This is a genomic window from Mangrovibacter sp. MFB070 (genome assembly GCF_000705335.1).
Taxonomy (GTDB): Bacteria; Pseudomonadota; Gammaproteobacteria; order Enterobacterales; family Enterobacteriaceae; genus Mangrovibacter; species Mangrovibacter plantisponsor.
The window spans coordinates 208670-222077 of record NZ_JJMI01000002.1 but is presented as its reverse complement, the minus strand read 5'-3'; the positions used below and the strand labels follow the sequence as shown (position 1 = coordinate 222077).

Sequence of the window (13408 nt, the reverse complement as noted above, 5' to 3'; positions counted from 1 at the left end):
GGAGAGCAGCGATAACGGACTGGACTATGGGAACAGTATACTGGAATGGGTGCCAGACAGACGTGCTATCGTGTTGCAGCGGATTACCTCGTACAACGGGCGTAAATTTCTTGCGCATATGTCTCCGTTATCGGGCGAGCGACAGACCGGTATCAATGCCGCTGCGCTGGGTCCTGAATGAACCTTCTGACTGGATCAGCGCTGCGGCGGATCCGGAGGTGAGCCGGGAATACCGTTTACTGGAGGGCATTATTGAGCATGTCGATCCCATTTTTCATCCGCTGCTGGTCAACCGTCGTTCGCTCTGGCGGCACAAAGATCCGCAGGACGTCATCAGCGCCGCCAGGCTGGCCTACCGATTAGAGCCGGGCTGCGCAAAAGGGCTACCGTTAAGACTGCTTTCCGGGCAAGGGGTGGATACCAAATTTATTGAGAATAATATTTCTCTATTAACCCAACTGATGGACGTACGTTTTTCTGGCGAAGCCAGCGAACAGGGGTTAACCACCTTTCTTGGTGCTTTTGATGAGTCCAGCCACTGGGTTTTGGTTGTGCCATTATCGCCAGGTATGCTTCCTTTTAAAAAATGTCGGGTGACAACGGCGGAACTGGCGGAAACACCTTTGACTGCGTCTCGTATACTGGTGATTGAAAATGAACAGTGCCTGCATCAACTCCCTGTATTATCTGACACTATCGCGATTCTGGGGTGTGGCCTTGACGTGCAATGGTTATCCAGTTCTGTTCTGGATGAAAAAAGCGTTGCCTATTGGGGGGATATGGATAGCTGGGGGCTTCTGATGTTGGCGAGAGCCAGGCTTTGTCGTCCGACGCTTGATGTTCTGCTTATGAACCGTGAGTTGTTTGAGCAATATGCCAACCATAGCGCTGTTACTGAACCGGTAATAGCACAGGAAGCAATACCTGATGGCTTACTTAGTGAAGAGGCTGATTTTTATCGCTACTTAACCCGCCAGGCGCGTGGCCGTCTGGAGCAGGAGTTTTTGCCTGTCGGCATAGTTGGTGAGGTGCTTATAAAATGGCAACAAGGATTGCAGGAAGGAAGATAGTTGCCTGCTGGAACGGTCTTTACTCCTTATAAGTGGTGCCCGGACCCGGACTAATGCCATCAGGCGTTGAACAGCGCGCCTGTCGCGCTGGCCCCGAAGGGGTGAGACGTTTACGGCGAATAATCGAACGGAGTTCGATGGAGAGCCCGGCCTCAGAAAAGCAAAAACCCAGCCATAGGCTGGGTTCTCTGAATGAGTGGTGCCCGGACTCGGAATCGAACCAAGGACACGGGGATTTTCAATCCCCTGCTCTACCGACTGAGCTATCCGGGCAACGGGGCGCATTAAACCGTAAAGGCCTGCTGTCGTCAAATCATTTGTTGTGCCTGGTGGTGTGTTTGCCTGATTTGTGTGCATTCTGTTACAGGCAACCGCTTGCACCCCCGCCAGAAAGGTGCCAGAATTGCGCGGATTTTTTCCACGACTACCCTTAACGAGGTCGCTGCAATGTTCGGATTCTCATCGACATTTCTGGCACATCACAGCCATTGCTTAATGGCGTGTTCTCGTTATGTCCGCTATTTATCTATTCAAGTAACTCAAACTTTCACCATGCGGTGAGGGCAGTGCAGGCTCACACCGGAGCATCAGTAAACTCAGGCAGGCCCTGGTTTTACTGATGTCTGGTGGTCGCAGCTGGTTATCAGTTCAGGCCCCTTATCATTTTCGCCGGGAGAATACTCCCTTTTGTTGTGCCTCTGGCACTCACTCATCCTTGACCCCTGGGGATTTGTGCTTATGAAAGCGTTGAAAATTGCCGCAAGCCATGATGTTGTCGCCTGTTTGTCCACGCACCGCGAAGTCGTGACACTGGATAACACTGATTTTACTGATGTGGCCGTTGTGGTGGTTTCGGTTGCCGACAGCCGTAGCGGTATTCTGACTTTGCTTAAACGTACCGGGTTTAATTTACCGGTGTTCCTTTTCAGCCCTGAGCAGGTTGCACCGCTTCCGGGTACTGAAGGTGTGATTACGGGAAAAGCACAAGATTTTCTTGAGCTCGAAACGGCTGCATGCCGCTATGAAGAAAATCTGTTGCCCCCGTTTTTCGACACGCTGAGCCAGTACGTTGAAATGGGCAACAGCACCTTTGCCTGCCCGGGGCATCAGCATGGTGCGTTTTTCCGTAAGCACCCGGCAGGGCGCCAGTTTTATGATTTCTTCGGCGAAAACGTTTTTCGTGCGGATATGTGCAATGCCGATGTCAAACTGGGTGACCTGCTTATCCATGAAGGCTCGGCGAAAGATGCGCAGAAATTCGCAGCCAAAGTGTTCCACGCAGATAAAACCTACTTTGTTCTGAATGGAACGTCTGCAGCAAATAAAGTGGTGACAAATGCGCTGCTGACCCGGGGAGACCTGGTGCTGTTTGACCGCAATAACCACAAATCCAACCACCATGGTGCGTTAATTCAGGCTGGGGCGACCCCGGTTTACCTGGAAGCTGCACGTAACCCGTTTGGGTTTATTGGCGGGGTGGATGCTCACTGCTTTAACGAAGCGTACCTGCGTGAATCTATTCGCGAAGTGGCCCCAGAACGCGCAGACTTGCCGCGCCCATTCCGCCTGGCAATTATCCAGCTAGGTACTTACGATGGCACGGTATATAACGCCCGCCATGTAGTAGACACCATCGGCCACCTGTGTGATTACATTCTGTTTGACTCAGCCTGGGTTGGCTATGAGCAGTTCCTGCCGATGATGGCAGATTGCTCGCCATTGCGGCTGGAGCTCAAACCGGAAGACCCGGGTATTTTTGTCACGCAGTCTGTCCACAAGCAACAGGCCGGGTTTTCTCAAACCTCGCAAATCCATAAAAAAGACGATCATATCCGTGGTCAGTCGCGTTTTTGCCCACATAAACGCCTGAACAATGCTTTCATGTTGCATGCATCAACCAGCCCGTTTTACCCGCTGTTTGCGGCACTGGATGTGAATGCCAAAATTCATGAAGGGGAAAGTGGCCGGCGCTTATGGGCTGAATGTGTGGATATGGGTATTGAAGCGCGCAAACAGATCCTTGCGCAGTGCAAAATGATCCGCCCGTTTATTCCGCCAGAAATCGATGGCCGCCAGTGGCAGGATTACCCCACGGACACCATAGCCCATGACCGGCGTTTCTTCAGCTTTGAGCCAGGAGCAAACTGGCACGGCTTTGAAGGGTATGCCAAAGATGAATACCTGGTGGACCCGTGCAAATTATTGCTGACTACGCCAGGAATTAATGCAGCAACAGGGAAATACAGTGAGTTCGGTGTTCCTGCTGCGATTCTGGCGCACTACCTGCGTGAAAATGGCATCGTACCGGAAAAATCAGATCTCAACTCGATCCTGTTCTTGTTAACGCCTGCCGAAAGCCCGGAGAAGCTGGCTCAACTGGTGGCTATGCTTGCTCAGTTTGAACACCATATTGAAGACAATACGCCGCTGGCAGATGTGTTACCTACCATCTACCAGAAATACCCGGTACGCTACAAAGGCTATACACTGCGCCAACTTTGCCAGGAAATGCACGATCTTTATGTCAGTTTTGACGTTAAAGATCTGCAAAAAGCGATGTTCCGTAAAGACTGCTTCCCTGAAGTGGTGATGAACCCACAGGATGCCAACAGTGCATTTATTCGTGGTGACGTAGAACTGGTGCGCCTGAGTGAAGCTCAGGGGCGGGTTGCTGCCGAAGGCGCATTACCGTACCCGCCGGGTGTGTTGTGTGTCGTACCAGGTGAAGTCTGGGGGGGGGCTGCATTGCGTTACTTCCTGGCGCTGGAAGAGGGTGTCAACCTGCTGCCAGGTTTTTCGCCAGAACTCCAGGGGGTTTACAGCGAGACAGACCCGGATGGCATTAAGCGCCTGTATGGCTATGTGGTTAATAATAATCCGGCCTGATGACAAACCTCATGTCCGCACAGAACAAGAGGGTGCCACCCAATAAAAAACCAGGAAAATCAAATTATTGATTTTCGACTGCTAACTAAAAAGAAGGAAAAACTACGCTTTTTCCTTCTTTTTCATCAATCGGAGGGAAAAGCATGCTTTTCCCTTTTTTTGTATTGTTGCCCGGTGAGCGTTTAAAACCTAATGCACCCGGCGGTAGCCTTTTTGCGCGGTATTCACTTTATATAAATACCTGCGTGACTCAGATGACGGGTGGCGGGTGGTTAGTGTTTCATAAACATCGTCCGGCGACAGGCTGTTGATAATCGACACCGCCTGGTCTTTGTCACTGGAGAATACACGCAGTACGCTACCAGCACCGCCGTTATACGCGGTAATAACGGCATAACGCCGCGACGTTGGGTTATCAATGCCTGCAAGGTAAACATTGTTCAGCATCGCCAGGTAGGCTGTACCGGTATCAATATTGTTGCTCGGGTCAAAAAGATAGTTTCTGCTGGGAATACCGCTGCGCCCCTGGGAGCGGAACACATCTTTGCCTGCACTGTGCTGCACCACCTGCATTAACCCCAGCGCATCGGCATTACTTACCGCATAAGGGTTAAAACTGGATTCTGTTTGCATGATTGCCAGAATCAGAGACTCATCCACACCGTATTTGTGAGATGCGCTGCGTACCATGCCAAGGTACTTATGCGCACGCTTATCCAGATGGTTTGCCACCAGGTTAATGGTTACGCTGTAGATAATATGCAGCCCGTTGCTGCGGCTTTGCAGGCGGGTTTGCAGCAGGTAGTCCGCAAACTCTTCCGCACGCCATTTCCAGCGAATGGGCTGGCCACGGTTATCCACTACCTGCCCATATAAGAATGGTTGTTTGGAAAGCGTTACGTCATCGCTGTCGGAGTAGAGATCAATAGAGCCTGGGTCATCGCCCATCAGCAGCGTCGAGACAATCGCCTGGCGCAAGTGAGCAGCCGGGTCTGTACCGGAGATGGTTTCTACGGTAATCGTCCCGTCATCAAAGTTGATGTGGCTACGGGTCTGATACTGGTCCGTATACTTAACATAGTCTTTCGGCCCGGCGATCAGTACCTCGTTATAACCCCACAGGTTCTCAATATTATTGGCAAACTGCCCCATTAAAATATCGAAACCGTTGGTGTCTTTTACCCACTCTTCGTGATAAGCCGAATCCTTTTTACTGGAGCAGGACACCAAAAGTGGTGCAACAAGAACCAGCGCAATAAGTCTCTTCTTCATTGATGTGTGCAGTTTTATCCATTGAAGGGCACGAGCCCTTATTGTTTTTCTTCGGGTGTAAAACCTTCAATGTGTACGTCTTTACCTTCAAACAGAAAGTTCACCATTTCCTGTTCCAGTAATTTGCGGTGTTCCTGGTTCATCATGTTGAGTTTCTTTTCATTGATCAACATGGTCTGTTTGGTTTGCCACAGCGCCCAGGCTTCTTTGGATATTTCATTATAAATACGTTTACCCAGTTCGCCTGGGTACAACTGGAAATCCTGGCCTTCAGCATCGCGCTGCAGGTAAGTACAAAAAATCGTTCTGCTCATGTCTCATCCTCATTATTTGGTGGGCCTTAAGCAACTGACCCGGCACGCAATTGCTGCAACAGGCGCTCTACCGGCGCCGCTAAACCCACAGCAGGTGGCTGCGGTAAGTTATACCAGAGACCGGTATCTTCCTCCATGCGAAGAGGCCATGTTTCTGCCCGGACTAATACTGGCACAATATCCAAATGGAAATGGCTGAATGTATGGCGAAAAGCCGTAAGTTGCTGGCAATTATCTGCTGAAATATCTCTTGCTTCCAGCCACTGATGCAACGCGTTTTGCGTTTCAAATTGTGGGAAGCAATAAAGCCCACCCCACAAACCAACTGGTGGGCGCTGGCTGAGGTAAACTTCGTCACCATGTTGTACCAGCGCAAACCAGCCAGTGCGCTCCGGCAGCGTTTGCTTTGGCTTTTTCCCCGGGAAGCTGGACCAGTTGCCTGCCTGTTTCGCAAGGCAGCCCTGGCTGAGAGGGCAAATCTCACATTTGGGCCGTGAACGGGTGCAAACCATAGCCCCCAGATCCATCATGGCCTGGTTGAACTGGCTGACGCCATGCTCTGGTGTAACTTGCTCACTCAGGCTCCATAAGCGCTTTTCGACTTCTTTTTTGCCCGGCCAGCCTTCTACAGCGTAACACCGTGCCAGAACCCGTTTTACATTGCCATCCAGAATGGGGTAATGCTGGCCGCAGGCAAGAGAAAGCACAGCACCCGCGGTAGAGCGCCCAACCCCCGGCAGGGCGGCAACGTCTTCGAAACGTTCAGGAAATTTACCGCCATGCTGTTGCACAACGGTTTGTGCTGCTTTATGCAGGTTGCGGGCGCGGGCATAATAGCCAAGGCCAGTCCACAAGTGCAGTACTTCATCCAGTGGAGCAGCCGCCAGGTCGCGAATATCCGGGTACTTTTCCATAAAACGCTGGAAATAGGGGATAACCGTGGCCACCTGGGTTTGTTGTAACATCACCTCAGACAGCCACACTTTATAAGGCGTTTTTGCCTGCTGCCAGGGCAAGGTTTTTCGGCCATACTTTTCATACCAGTCGAGCACCTGGCGAGAGAATTGAAGCGCTTGTATCATTTACGCACAGTATCCGACTCAGTCAATTTAGGTGTCAGATTCCAGCACAGCACGGGCCTGCTGTAAACAGCTGGTGTCCGGTGCTTGCATCGGCGGAGTAACTTTGGATAATGCCCGTTTCCTGAACATTAACTCAAGCAGAGTTTCCACCATGATAAACGACGTGATTTCACCGGAATTTGATGAGAATGGTCGCGCATTACGCCGCATTCGTAGTTTTGTCCGCCGCCAGGGCCGCCTGACTAAAGGGCAACAACATGCGCTGGACCACTACTGGCCGGTGATGGGCGTTGAATTTGATGGTCAGCCCATCGACTTTGCTGCGCTGTTTGGGCGGGAAGCGCCTGTTACTCTGGAAATTGGGTTCGGGATGGGCGCATCGCTGGTGGCAATGGCCGCGGCCAATCCACACCAGAATTTTCTGGGAATTGAGGTTCATGCACCGGGTGTGGGGGCGTGCCTGAGTGCTGCCCATGAAGCCGGGCTGACTAACCTGCGTGTAATGTGCCATGATGCCATTGAAGTACTGGATATGATGATCCCGGAAAACAGCCTGACCATGGTGCAACTGTTCTTCCCGGATCCCTGGCATAAAGCGCGCCATAATAAACGCCGAATTGTTCAGGTGCCGTTTGCCGAAAAGGTGAAAGGGAAACTAAAATTGGGCGGTGTTTTCCATATGGCGACAGACTGGGAACCTTATGCAGAACATATGCTCGAAGTAATGTCATCGGTGGACGGTTATCAAAACATGTCGGAGAACGGCGGATATGTACCTCGCCCGCAATCACGTCCGGTCACCAAATTTGAACAACGCGGCCAGCGTCTCGGCCACGGTGTATGGGACTTAATGTTCGAGAGGATCAAATAATGGCAATAAACCGCAGCCGTCGTTTACGCAAAAAAATGCATATCGACGAGTTTCAGGAAGTGGGGTTTTCGGTGGCATGGCGTTTCCCGGAAGGTACTCCGGAAGAACAGATTGATCAAACCGTTGATGACTTAATTAATGAAGTAATTGAGCCAAATGGCCTGGCCTTTGATGGTAGTGGTTACCTTGCCTGGGAAGGGCTGATTTGCATGCAGCAAATTGGCAAATGTACCGAAGAGCATCAGGCGCTGGTAAAAAACTGGCTCGAAGCACGCCAGTTGTCAGAAATTCGCACCAGCGACTTGTTCGACGTCTGGTGGGATTAAGCGCAGGATGTTCAGCGGGTCGGTTGCTACCGGCCCGTTTTTTCTTTATGGAGTAGCAAATGCAGAAGTTATCCCTTGCGCTGGCTGCGTTACTGGCTGTCAGCACGGCGGCGAAAGCTGATTACCAGTGCAGTGTCAGCCCCAAAGATGATGTGGTTATCAACCCTCAACAAGTGCAGGTGGTTGGGCAACATGGCGACCTGGTTATTTCTCCTCAGGGGGCTGTTCAGTTTAATGGTAAAGCGCAGTCGCTTACTGCCAGCCAGCAACAACAGGCAGTGAACTACCAGCAGGCACTGCGTAACGACCTGCCGTGGATTGATAACGGTGCCCTGGCCCGGGTTGAGAAAGGCCGGGAGGCACTGGACAAAATTATCACCGAACAGGTGGGGGAAAGCAGTAGCATGCACGGGCGGCTGGAAAAGCTTGATGCACAGTTAAAAGCGCAGATGAACCGCATTATTGAACACCGTACTGATGGCCTGGCTTTTCACTACAAAGCTATTGACCAGGTCAGGGCAGATGGCCAGCAACTGGTTAACCAGGCCATGGGTGGCATTCTGCAGGACAGTATCAATGAGATGGGAGCGAAAGCGCTCACTGGTGGGAACAGTAAAGGCGGTTTGCAAGGGATACTGGGTAACCTTGGCGGGATGCAAAATGCTATCCAGCAGGAGTGGAATAACCAGCAGGCCGATTTCAAACAGTTTGGCAAAGATGTTTGCTCCCGGGTGATTTCCCTGGAAGACCAGCGCAAGGCACTGGTGAAAGGCCTGAAGTAAGTCAGTTACGAAAAAGAATACCAGGCTCGAGTCTGATGACAAACCTCATGTCCGCACAGAACGAGAGGATGTCACCCAATAAAAAACCAGGAAAATCAATTTATTGATTTTCTGCTGCTAACTAAAAAAGAAGGAAAAACCACGCTTTTTCCATCTTTTTCATCAATTTTTTCATCAATCTGAGGCTCCCCTTTTATTGCCGGGGAGCCTGTTTCAGTCATCCACCAAAAACAGCCCCAGTAGCGAGTTCAGAAACAGTTTCCCGTGCTGAGTAATTTGCCACTCTGATGCCGTTTCGGTGAGGTAGCCCTGGGCAATGGCTTCATCCAGTTGCGGGCGGACCACTGTTTCGCCAAGGCCGGTTAGTTGCAGGAAATCGTTCCGGGGAACGGGTTCTAACAGCCGGAAGCGGTTCATAAAGAATTCAAATGGCTTATCTGCCACTGCCACTTCATGCTCTCTGTCGAGGTATTTTCCGGCCATATAACCGCGTGGGTGGCGAGTTTTTGCCCGGCGAACAATCCGGTTATCCGGCCAGGTGATTTTGCCGTGTGCACCGCAACCAATTCCCAGGTAGTCACCAAAGCGCCAGTAGTTGAGATTATGCTGGCACTGGTAGCCTGGTTTGGCATAAGCAGAGGTTTCGTATTGCTGGTAACCCGCCGCACTTAGCAGTTTATCGCCCTGCTCGAAAATGTCCCATAAGGTATCGTCGTCGGGCAGCTCTGGTGGGCGTGAGCCGAATAGCGTATTGGGTTCGATAGTAAGCTGGTACCAGGACAAATGTGGCGGGTTCAGTGCTATCGCCTGGCGCAAATCGCCCAGCGCTTCCTCCAGCGACTGGTCAGGCAGCCCGTGCATCAAATCCAGGTTAAAACTCCGCAAGCCAAGCGAGGAGGCCAGTTGCGCGGCGCTTTTTGCTTCATCCGGGCCATGAATACGCCCCAGACGTTGTAGCTTTTCCTGGCTGAAGCTTTGGACACCAATGGAAATGCGGTTAACACCGGCTGCCTGGTAAGCGGCAAAACGGCCGGCCTCAACGGTACCCGGGTTAGCTTCCATGGTGATTTCTGCACCGGTTGCCAGCGGTAAACGTTCGCGTACGCCATCGAGCAGCTTTTGCATCGCTTCGCCAGAAAGCAGGCTTGGTGTTCCACCGCCAATAAATATTGTGCTGACAGCCCGGCCCTGTGTGGCAGGCAGTTCGTTGTCTAAATCTCTCAGCAGGTGGCTGACATATTCATCATGAGGCACATCGCCTTTCAGTGCATGAGAGTTAAAGTCGCAGTAAGGGCATTTCTGCACACACCAGGGAATATGGATGTACAAACTCAGTGGCGGCAAATCAGCCATTGCGCATTGCTTCCAGTAGTAATGCCAGTGCCTGGCCACGGTGTGAAATAGCGCGTTTCTCTTCTTTAGTTAATTCCGCAGCAGTTTTGCCTTCAGAAGCAACGTAGAAAATGGGGTCATAACCAAACCCACCCTGGCCTGCCGGGACGCGGGTGATTTCCCCTTCCCATGAGCCATGGCACACCAGTGGTGTGGGGTCATCAGCATGGCGCATGTACACCAGTACACAGTGAAAACGTGCTTTACGCAGGTTATCTGGCACGGAGTCCATAGTGTGCAATAACTTTTCCAGATTCTGCTGGTCTGTTGCCTCTTCGCCCGCATAGCGTGCGGAATAAATACCCGGAGCACCGCCCAGAGCATCTACTGCCAGGCCTGAATCATCGGCAATGGCTGGCAGCCCGGTAATACGAGCCGCATGGCGGGCTTTGAGAATGGCATTCTCAATAAAGGTGCCACCGGTTTCTTCAGCTGAATCAACGCCCAACTCGGTTTGCGCGACAATATCCAGACCGAAATTTTCCAGCAAGTCAGCCAGTTCGCGAACTTTTCCCGCATTACCGGTCGCCAGTACGACTTTTTGCATAACGAATACCACAGATTAATTAAGACAGGCCGCAACAACCGGCGGAATGGTTTTTGGTGAACTGATTAGCACTGATTTATGACGGCCAAGTTCACCTTTGGTAAGTGACACCTGGCTTTTGGCAACCCGGAATTGTTTTGCCAGAAATTTAACCAGGTGAGCGTTGGCCTGGCCGTCAACCGGCGGCGCGGTGATGGCGATTTTTAACTCATCGCCATGCAGGCCAACAATGGCATCCCGGCTGGCTTTGGGCTGAATAAACAGGTTCAGCGCCAGCCCGGATTCAGTCTGGGTTACTGCACTCAAAGCTGGTACCACAGCCCCGGGAACAGATCCATACCCAGGTAATTGAGCAGATACAGAATAATAATTACGCCCATAGCGGAAAAGTCGATACCGCCCATTGCCGGGATAAAGCGGCGAATGGGTGCCATCAATGGTTCAGTGAGCTGCATCAGTACAAACTCCATCGGGCTACGTCCCTGGCTTACCCAGCTCATAATGGAGCGCACAATGATGACCCAGAATACCAGTGAGCCGGCACTTTTAAGTAACGACAGCAGGCCAACCAACAAGTTAACCGGGCCAATCGCCAGCACTCCTGCCTGAATCAGTAGCAGAAGTGGGAATTTAAGCGTGGTAAGAATAAACGCGACCAGCAAAGAAGCGGTATCCACCGGGCCAATTGACGGAATGATCCGGCGCAACGGGCCAATGATGGGTTGGGTAATCTTCACAATAAATTGTGAAAGCGGGTTATAAAAATCACAACGTGACCACTGCATCCAGATACGGAGCAGTAATACCATCACATACAATTCAATGATGGTTTTGGCCAGGAAAGTCAACGTCAGCATGGCATTCCTCTGTAGTTATTGTCCCTGGTGCGCGGAGTAATCCCGTGCGCCAAAAATAGCTGTACCAATTCGAACCATGGTGGAACCTGCGGCAATGGCTGCTTCCATATCATCCGTCATGCCCAGCGAAAGTGTATCAATGCCAGAATAGCGGCTTTGTAGCGCGTTAAATGCTACAGCCATTTGTTGGCAGACAGCAAATTGCCTGGCGTAATCCTGTTCTGGCGCAGGAATCGCCATCAGCCCGCGTAAGCGTAACCCCGGTAAACTGCTTACCAGGTCTGCAAGGGCGTCTACTTCAGCTAATGCGATACCCGATTTACTGGTTTCATCGCTGATATTAACCTGAATCAGCACATTCAATGGCGCTAATTCGCCTGGGCGCTGTTCACTGAGCCGCGTGGCGATTTTTTGCCGGTCAATGGTATGGCACCAGTCAAAGTTTTCGGCAACCAGGCGGCTTTTATTGGACTGCAAAGGGCCAATAAAGTGCCAGGTCAGGCCGGTAACCCCTTGCTCACGAAACAGGGCAATTTTATCGGCACCTTCCTGAACATAGTTTTCACCAAACTCCCGTTGCCCGGCGGCAATGGCTTGTGCGATATCACTCGCAGGTTTGGTTTTACTGACTGCAAGAAGGGAAACTTCTTTTGGAGCACGGCCGCAACGTTCTGCAGCCGCTGAGATTCTCTGCTGAACCTGCGCTAAGTTGTGGGCAATGTCGTTCATGAGTTTCAGGATAAGCCAAAATGGAAGAAATCGTGGCCCTTAGTGTAAAGCATAATGTGTCGGATCTACACCTGTGTAGCAGTGGGCATTTTTACTGGCGTAAAGATGGCGTAATGGAACCAGCCCCATGTGCTTTGCCCAATATATCCGCATTGCTGGATTTGTGGCTAACACCAGAACAGCACAGCCAGTTTAAACACCATGGCCAACTTGATTTCGCTGTCGGGCTGGTAAATGGCCAGCGTTTAAGGGCTAATGCATTTCTTCAGGTGGAAGGGGTGTCACTGGCGTTGCGTATTTTACCGCAGGTATGCCCTGAGTTAGCGGCATTACAGGTTCCTGAAGCATTAATGGTATTGCTACAGGAGCAGTCAGGGCTGGTATTGGTGTGTGGCGCTACGGGCAGCGGTAAGTCCACTACACTGGCTGCCATGGTTGGTGAGCTGAACCGGCAAACGCAGGCACATATTATTACCCTTGAAGACCCGGTTGAGTTTGTTCACAAACCTCCTCAGGGTGTAATCCAGCAGCGTGAAGTCGGCCTGCACTGTGCTTCTTTTGCGGCCGGGCTGAAGGGCGCTTTACGCCAGGACCCGGATGTTATTTTGCTGGGTGAACTACGAGACAGCGAAACGATTCGCCTCGCCCTGACAGCGGCTGAAACAGGGCACCTGGTACTGGCAACACTGCATACTCGTGGGGCTGCACAAGCTGTAGAACGGCTGGTGGATGTCTTCCCGGCGGAAGAGAAAAGTATGGTCCGCACTCAACTTGCCGGCAGCCTTAAAGGTGTTGTGGCTCAACAACTGGCTGCGCGTAAAGGTGGTGGGCGGGTGGCTTTGTTTGAGCTTTTAGTTGTTACGCCAGCCGTTTCCAGCCTGGTTCGTGAAGGGAAAACACACCAGTTACCTGGTGTATTACAAACAGGCAAGCAGGCTGGCATGCAAACTTTTGAACAAAGCCGCGCCGAACGTGATGCGGCGGGCATACTTGCATAAGTGCTTTGGGTTGTCTTTTGGTGTGGAACTGCACAAAAGGCGCTATACAAAAGCGTGCATACAGTGCTGGCCAAAAGGTGCCGCCGCTGGGCTATTGCTGAGCTGTGGGGGAGTAATCAACGGGCAGGCAAAAAATATAATATTCCATTGATTGCAATAGTAAGTTTGCCTGGTTTTTTTGAGTCGAGTCGAGTCGAGTCGAGTCGAGTCGAGTCGAGTTGAGTCGAGTTGAGTTGCCGTGCGAGTGGTTATTAAGAAGAGTGATATAGCACAAGCGACGCT

At 51.5% G+C, this 13408-nt stretch carries 14 protein-coding genes, 1 tRNA gene and 2 pseudogenes; 7 read left to right on the top strand and 10 right to left on the bottom strand.

The window, feature by feature from the left end; all coding sequences use genetic code 11:
* Both DT73_RS26625 and DT73_RS01480 read left to right on the top strand, forming a co-directional pair.
* Positions 1–181: pseudogene (locus DT73_RS26625) on the top strand (hypothetical protein); the annotation flags it as partial.
* A pseudogene (locus DT73_RS01480) lies at positions 129–1070 on the top strand (Wadjet anti-phage system protein JetD domain-containing protein); the annotation flags it as partial. The pseudogenes DT73_RS26625 and DT73_RS01480, both read left to right, overlap by 53 nt.
* Before the next feature lie 197 nt (positions 1071–1267).
* Here the strand turns inward: DT73_RS01480 and DT73_RS01475 are convergent.
* Positions 1268–1343 (bottom strand) — tRNA-Phe (locus DT73_RS01475).
* Between the two features lie 465 nt (positions 1344–1808).
* Here DT73_RS01475 and DT73_RS01470 point away from each other — a divergent pair.
* Entirely contained in the window at positions 1809–3956 is a 2148-nt protein-coding gene (locus tag DT73_RS01470; protein WP_036102879.1) for an ornithine decarboxylase, read from the top strand.
* A 189-nt stretch (positions 3957–4145) separates the two neighbouring features.
* Here DT73_RS01470 and mltC read toward each other — a convergent pair whose 3' ends face one another.
* Genes mltC through mutY form a run of 3 tightly spaced genes read right to left on the bottom strand, consistent with a single transcriptional unit; the run spans position 4146 to position 6621 of the window.
* Positions 4146–5228, bottom strand: a complete 1083-nt coding sequence (gene mltC / locus DT73_RS01465) for a membrane-bound lytic murein transglycosylase MltC (protein ID WP_036102878.1) — start codon at positions 5226–5228, stop codon at positions 4146–4148.
* 38 nt (positions 5229–5266) lie between these two features.
* Positions 5267–5542 carry an oxidative damage protection protein gene (locus DT73_RS01460; protein WP_036102877.1) on the bottom strand — a complete coding sequence of 92 codons (276 nt, stop codon included), beginning with the start codon at positions 5540–5542 and terminating at the stop codon, positions 5267–5269.
* A 26-nt stretch (positions 5543–5568) separates the two neighbouring features.
* The gene (gene mutY / locus DT73_RS01455) at positions 5569–6621 is read right to left on the bottom strand and encodes an A/G-specific adenine glycosylase (RefSeq protein ID WP_200874761.1); all 1053 of its coding nucleotides are present in this window, start codon (positions 6619–6621) and stop codon (positions 5569–5571) included.
* Positions 6622–6775: 154 nt separating this feature from the next.
* Here mutY and trmB point away from each other — a divergent pair, with 154 nt between their 5' ends.
* The 3 genes from trmB to DT73_RS01440 are packed head-to-tail and all read left to right on the top strand — an operon-like array spanning position 6776 to position 8603.
* Entirely contained in the window at positions 6776–7495 is a 720-nt protein-coding gene (trmB, locus tag DT73_RS01450) for a tRNA (guanosine(46)-N7)-methyltransferase TrmB (protein WP_036102875.1), read from the top strand.
* Positions 7495–7821 (top strand): YggL family protein, encoded by a 327-nt coding sequence (locus tag DT73_RS01445; protein WP_036102874.1) that lies wholly within the window; start codon positions 7495–7497, stop codon positions 7819–7821. Before trmB ends, DT73_RS01445 begins: the two co-directional genes overlap by 1 nt.
* 59 nt (positions 7822–7880) lie before the next feature.
* Positions 7881–8603 carry a DUF2884 family protein gene (locus DT73_RS01440; RefSeq protein WP_036102873.1) on the top strand — a complete coding sequence of 241 codons (723 nt, stop codon included), beginning with the start codon at positions 7881–7883 and terminating at the stop codon, positions 8601–8603.
* A 95-nt stretch (positions 8604–8698) separates the two neighbouring features.
* Here DT73_RS01440 and DT73_RS26915 read toward each other — a convergent pair whose 3' ends face one another.
* The 6 genes from DT73_RS26915 to DT73_RS01415 are packed head-to-tail and all read right to left on the bottom strand — an operon-like array spanning position 8699 to position 12128.
* Entirely contained in the window at positions 8699–8824 is a 126-nt protein-coding gene (locus DT73_RS26915) for a hypothetical protein (protein WP_255358329.1), read from the bottom strand.
* The gene (hemW, locus tag DT73_RS01435) at positions 8817–9956 is read right to left on the bottom strand and encodes a radical SAM family heme chaperone HemW (protein ID WP_036102871.1); all 1140 of its coding nucleotides are present in this window, start codon (positions 9954–9956) and stop codon (positions 8817–8819) included. Before hemW ends, DT73_RS26915 begins: the two co-directional genes overlap by 8 nt.
* The gene (locus DT73_RS01430) at positions 9949–10542 is read right to left on the bottom strand and encodes an XTP/dITP diphosphatase (RefSeq protein ID WP_036102870.1); all 594 of its coding nucleotides are present in this window, start codon (positions 10540–10542) and stop codon (positions 9949–9951) included. The genes hemW and DT73_RS01430 overlap by 8 nt, the downstream gene beginning before the upstream one ends.
* 15 nt (positions 10543–10557) lie before the next feature.
* Positions 10558–10848 (bottom strand): DUF167 family protein YggU, encoded by a 291-nt coding sequence (yggU, locus tag DT73_RS01425; RefSeq protein WP_036102868.1) that lies wholly within the window; start codon positions 10846–10848, stop codon positions 10558–10560.
* The gene (locus DT73_RS01420; RefSeq protein ID WP_036102866.1) at positions 10845–11399 is read right to left on the bottom strand and encodes a YggT family protein; all 555 of its coding nucleotides are present in this window, start codon (positions 11397–11399) and stop codon (positions 10845–10847) included. The genes yggU and DT73_RS01420 overlap by 4 nt, the downstream gene beginning before the upstream one ends.
* Before the next feature lie 15 nt (positions 11400–11414).
* The gene (locus DT73_RS01415) at positions 11415–12128 is read right to left on the bottom strand and encodes a YggS family pyridoxal phosphate-dependent enzyme (protein ID WP_036102864.1); all 714 of its coding nucleotides are present in this window, start codon (positions 12126–12128) and stop codon (positions 11415–11417) included.
* 20 nt (positions 12129–12148) lie between these two features.
* On the opposite strand from DT73_RS01415, the gene DT73_RS01410 reads away from it, so the two are divergent.
* Positions 12149–13126 carry a type IV pilus twitching motility protein PilT gene (locus DT73_RS01410; protein WP_036102862.1) on the top strand — a complete coding sequence of 326 codons (978 nt, stop codon included), beginning with the start codon at positions 12149–12151 and terminating at the stop codon, positions 13124–13126.
* The last annotated feature ends 282 nt before the right edge of the window (positions 13127–13408 follow it).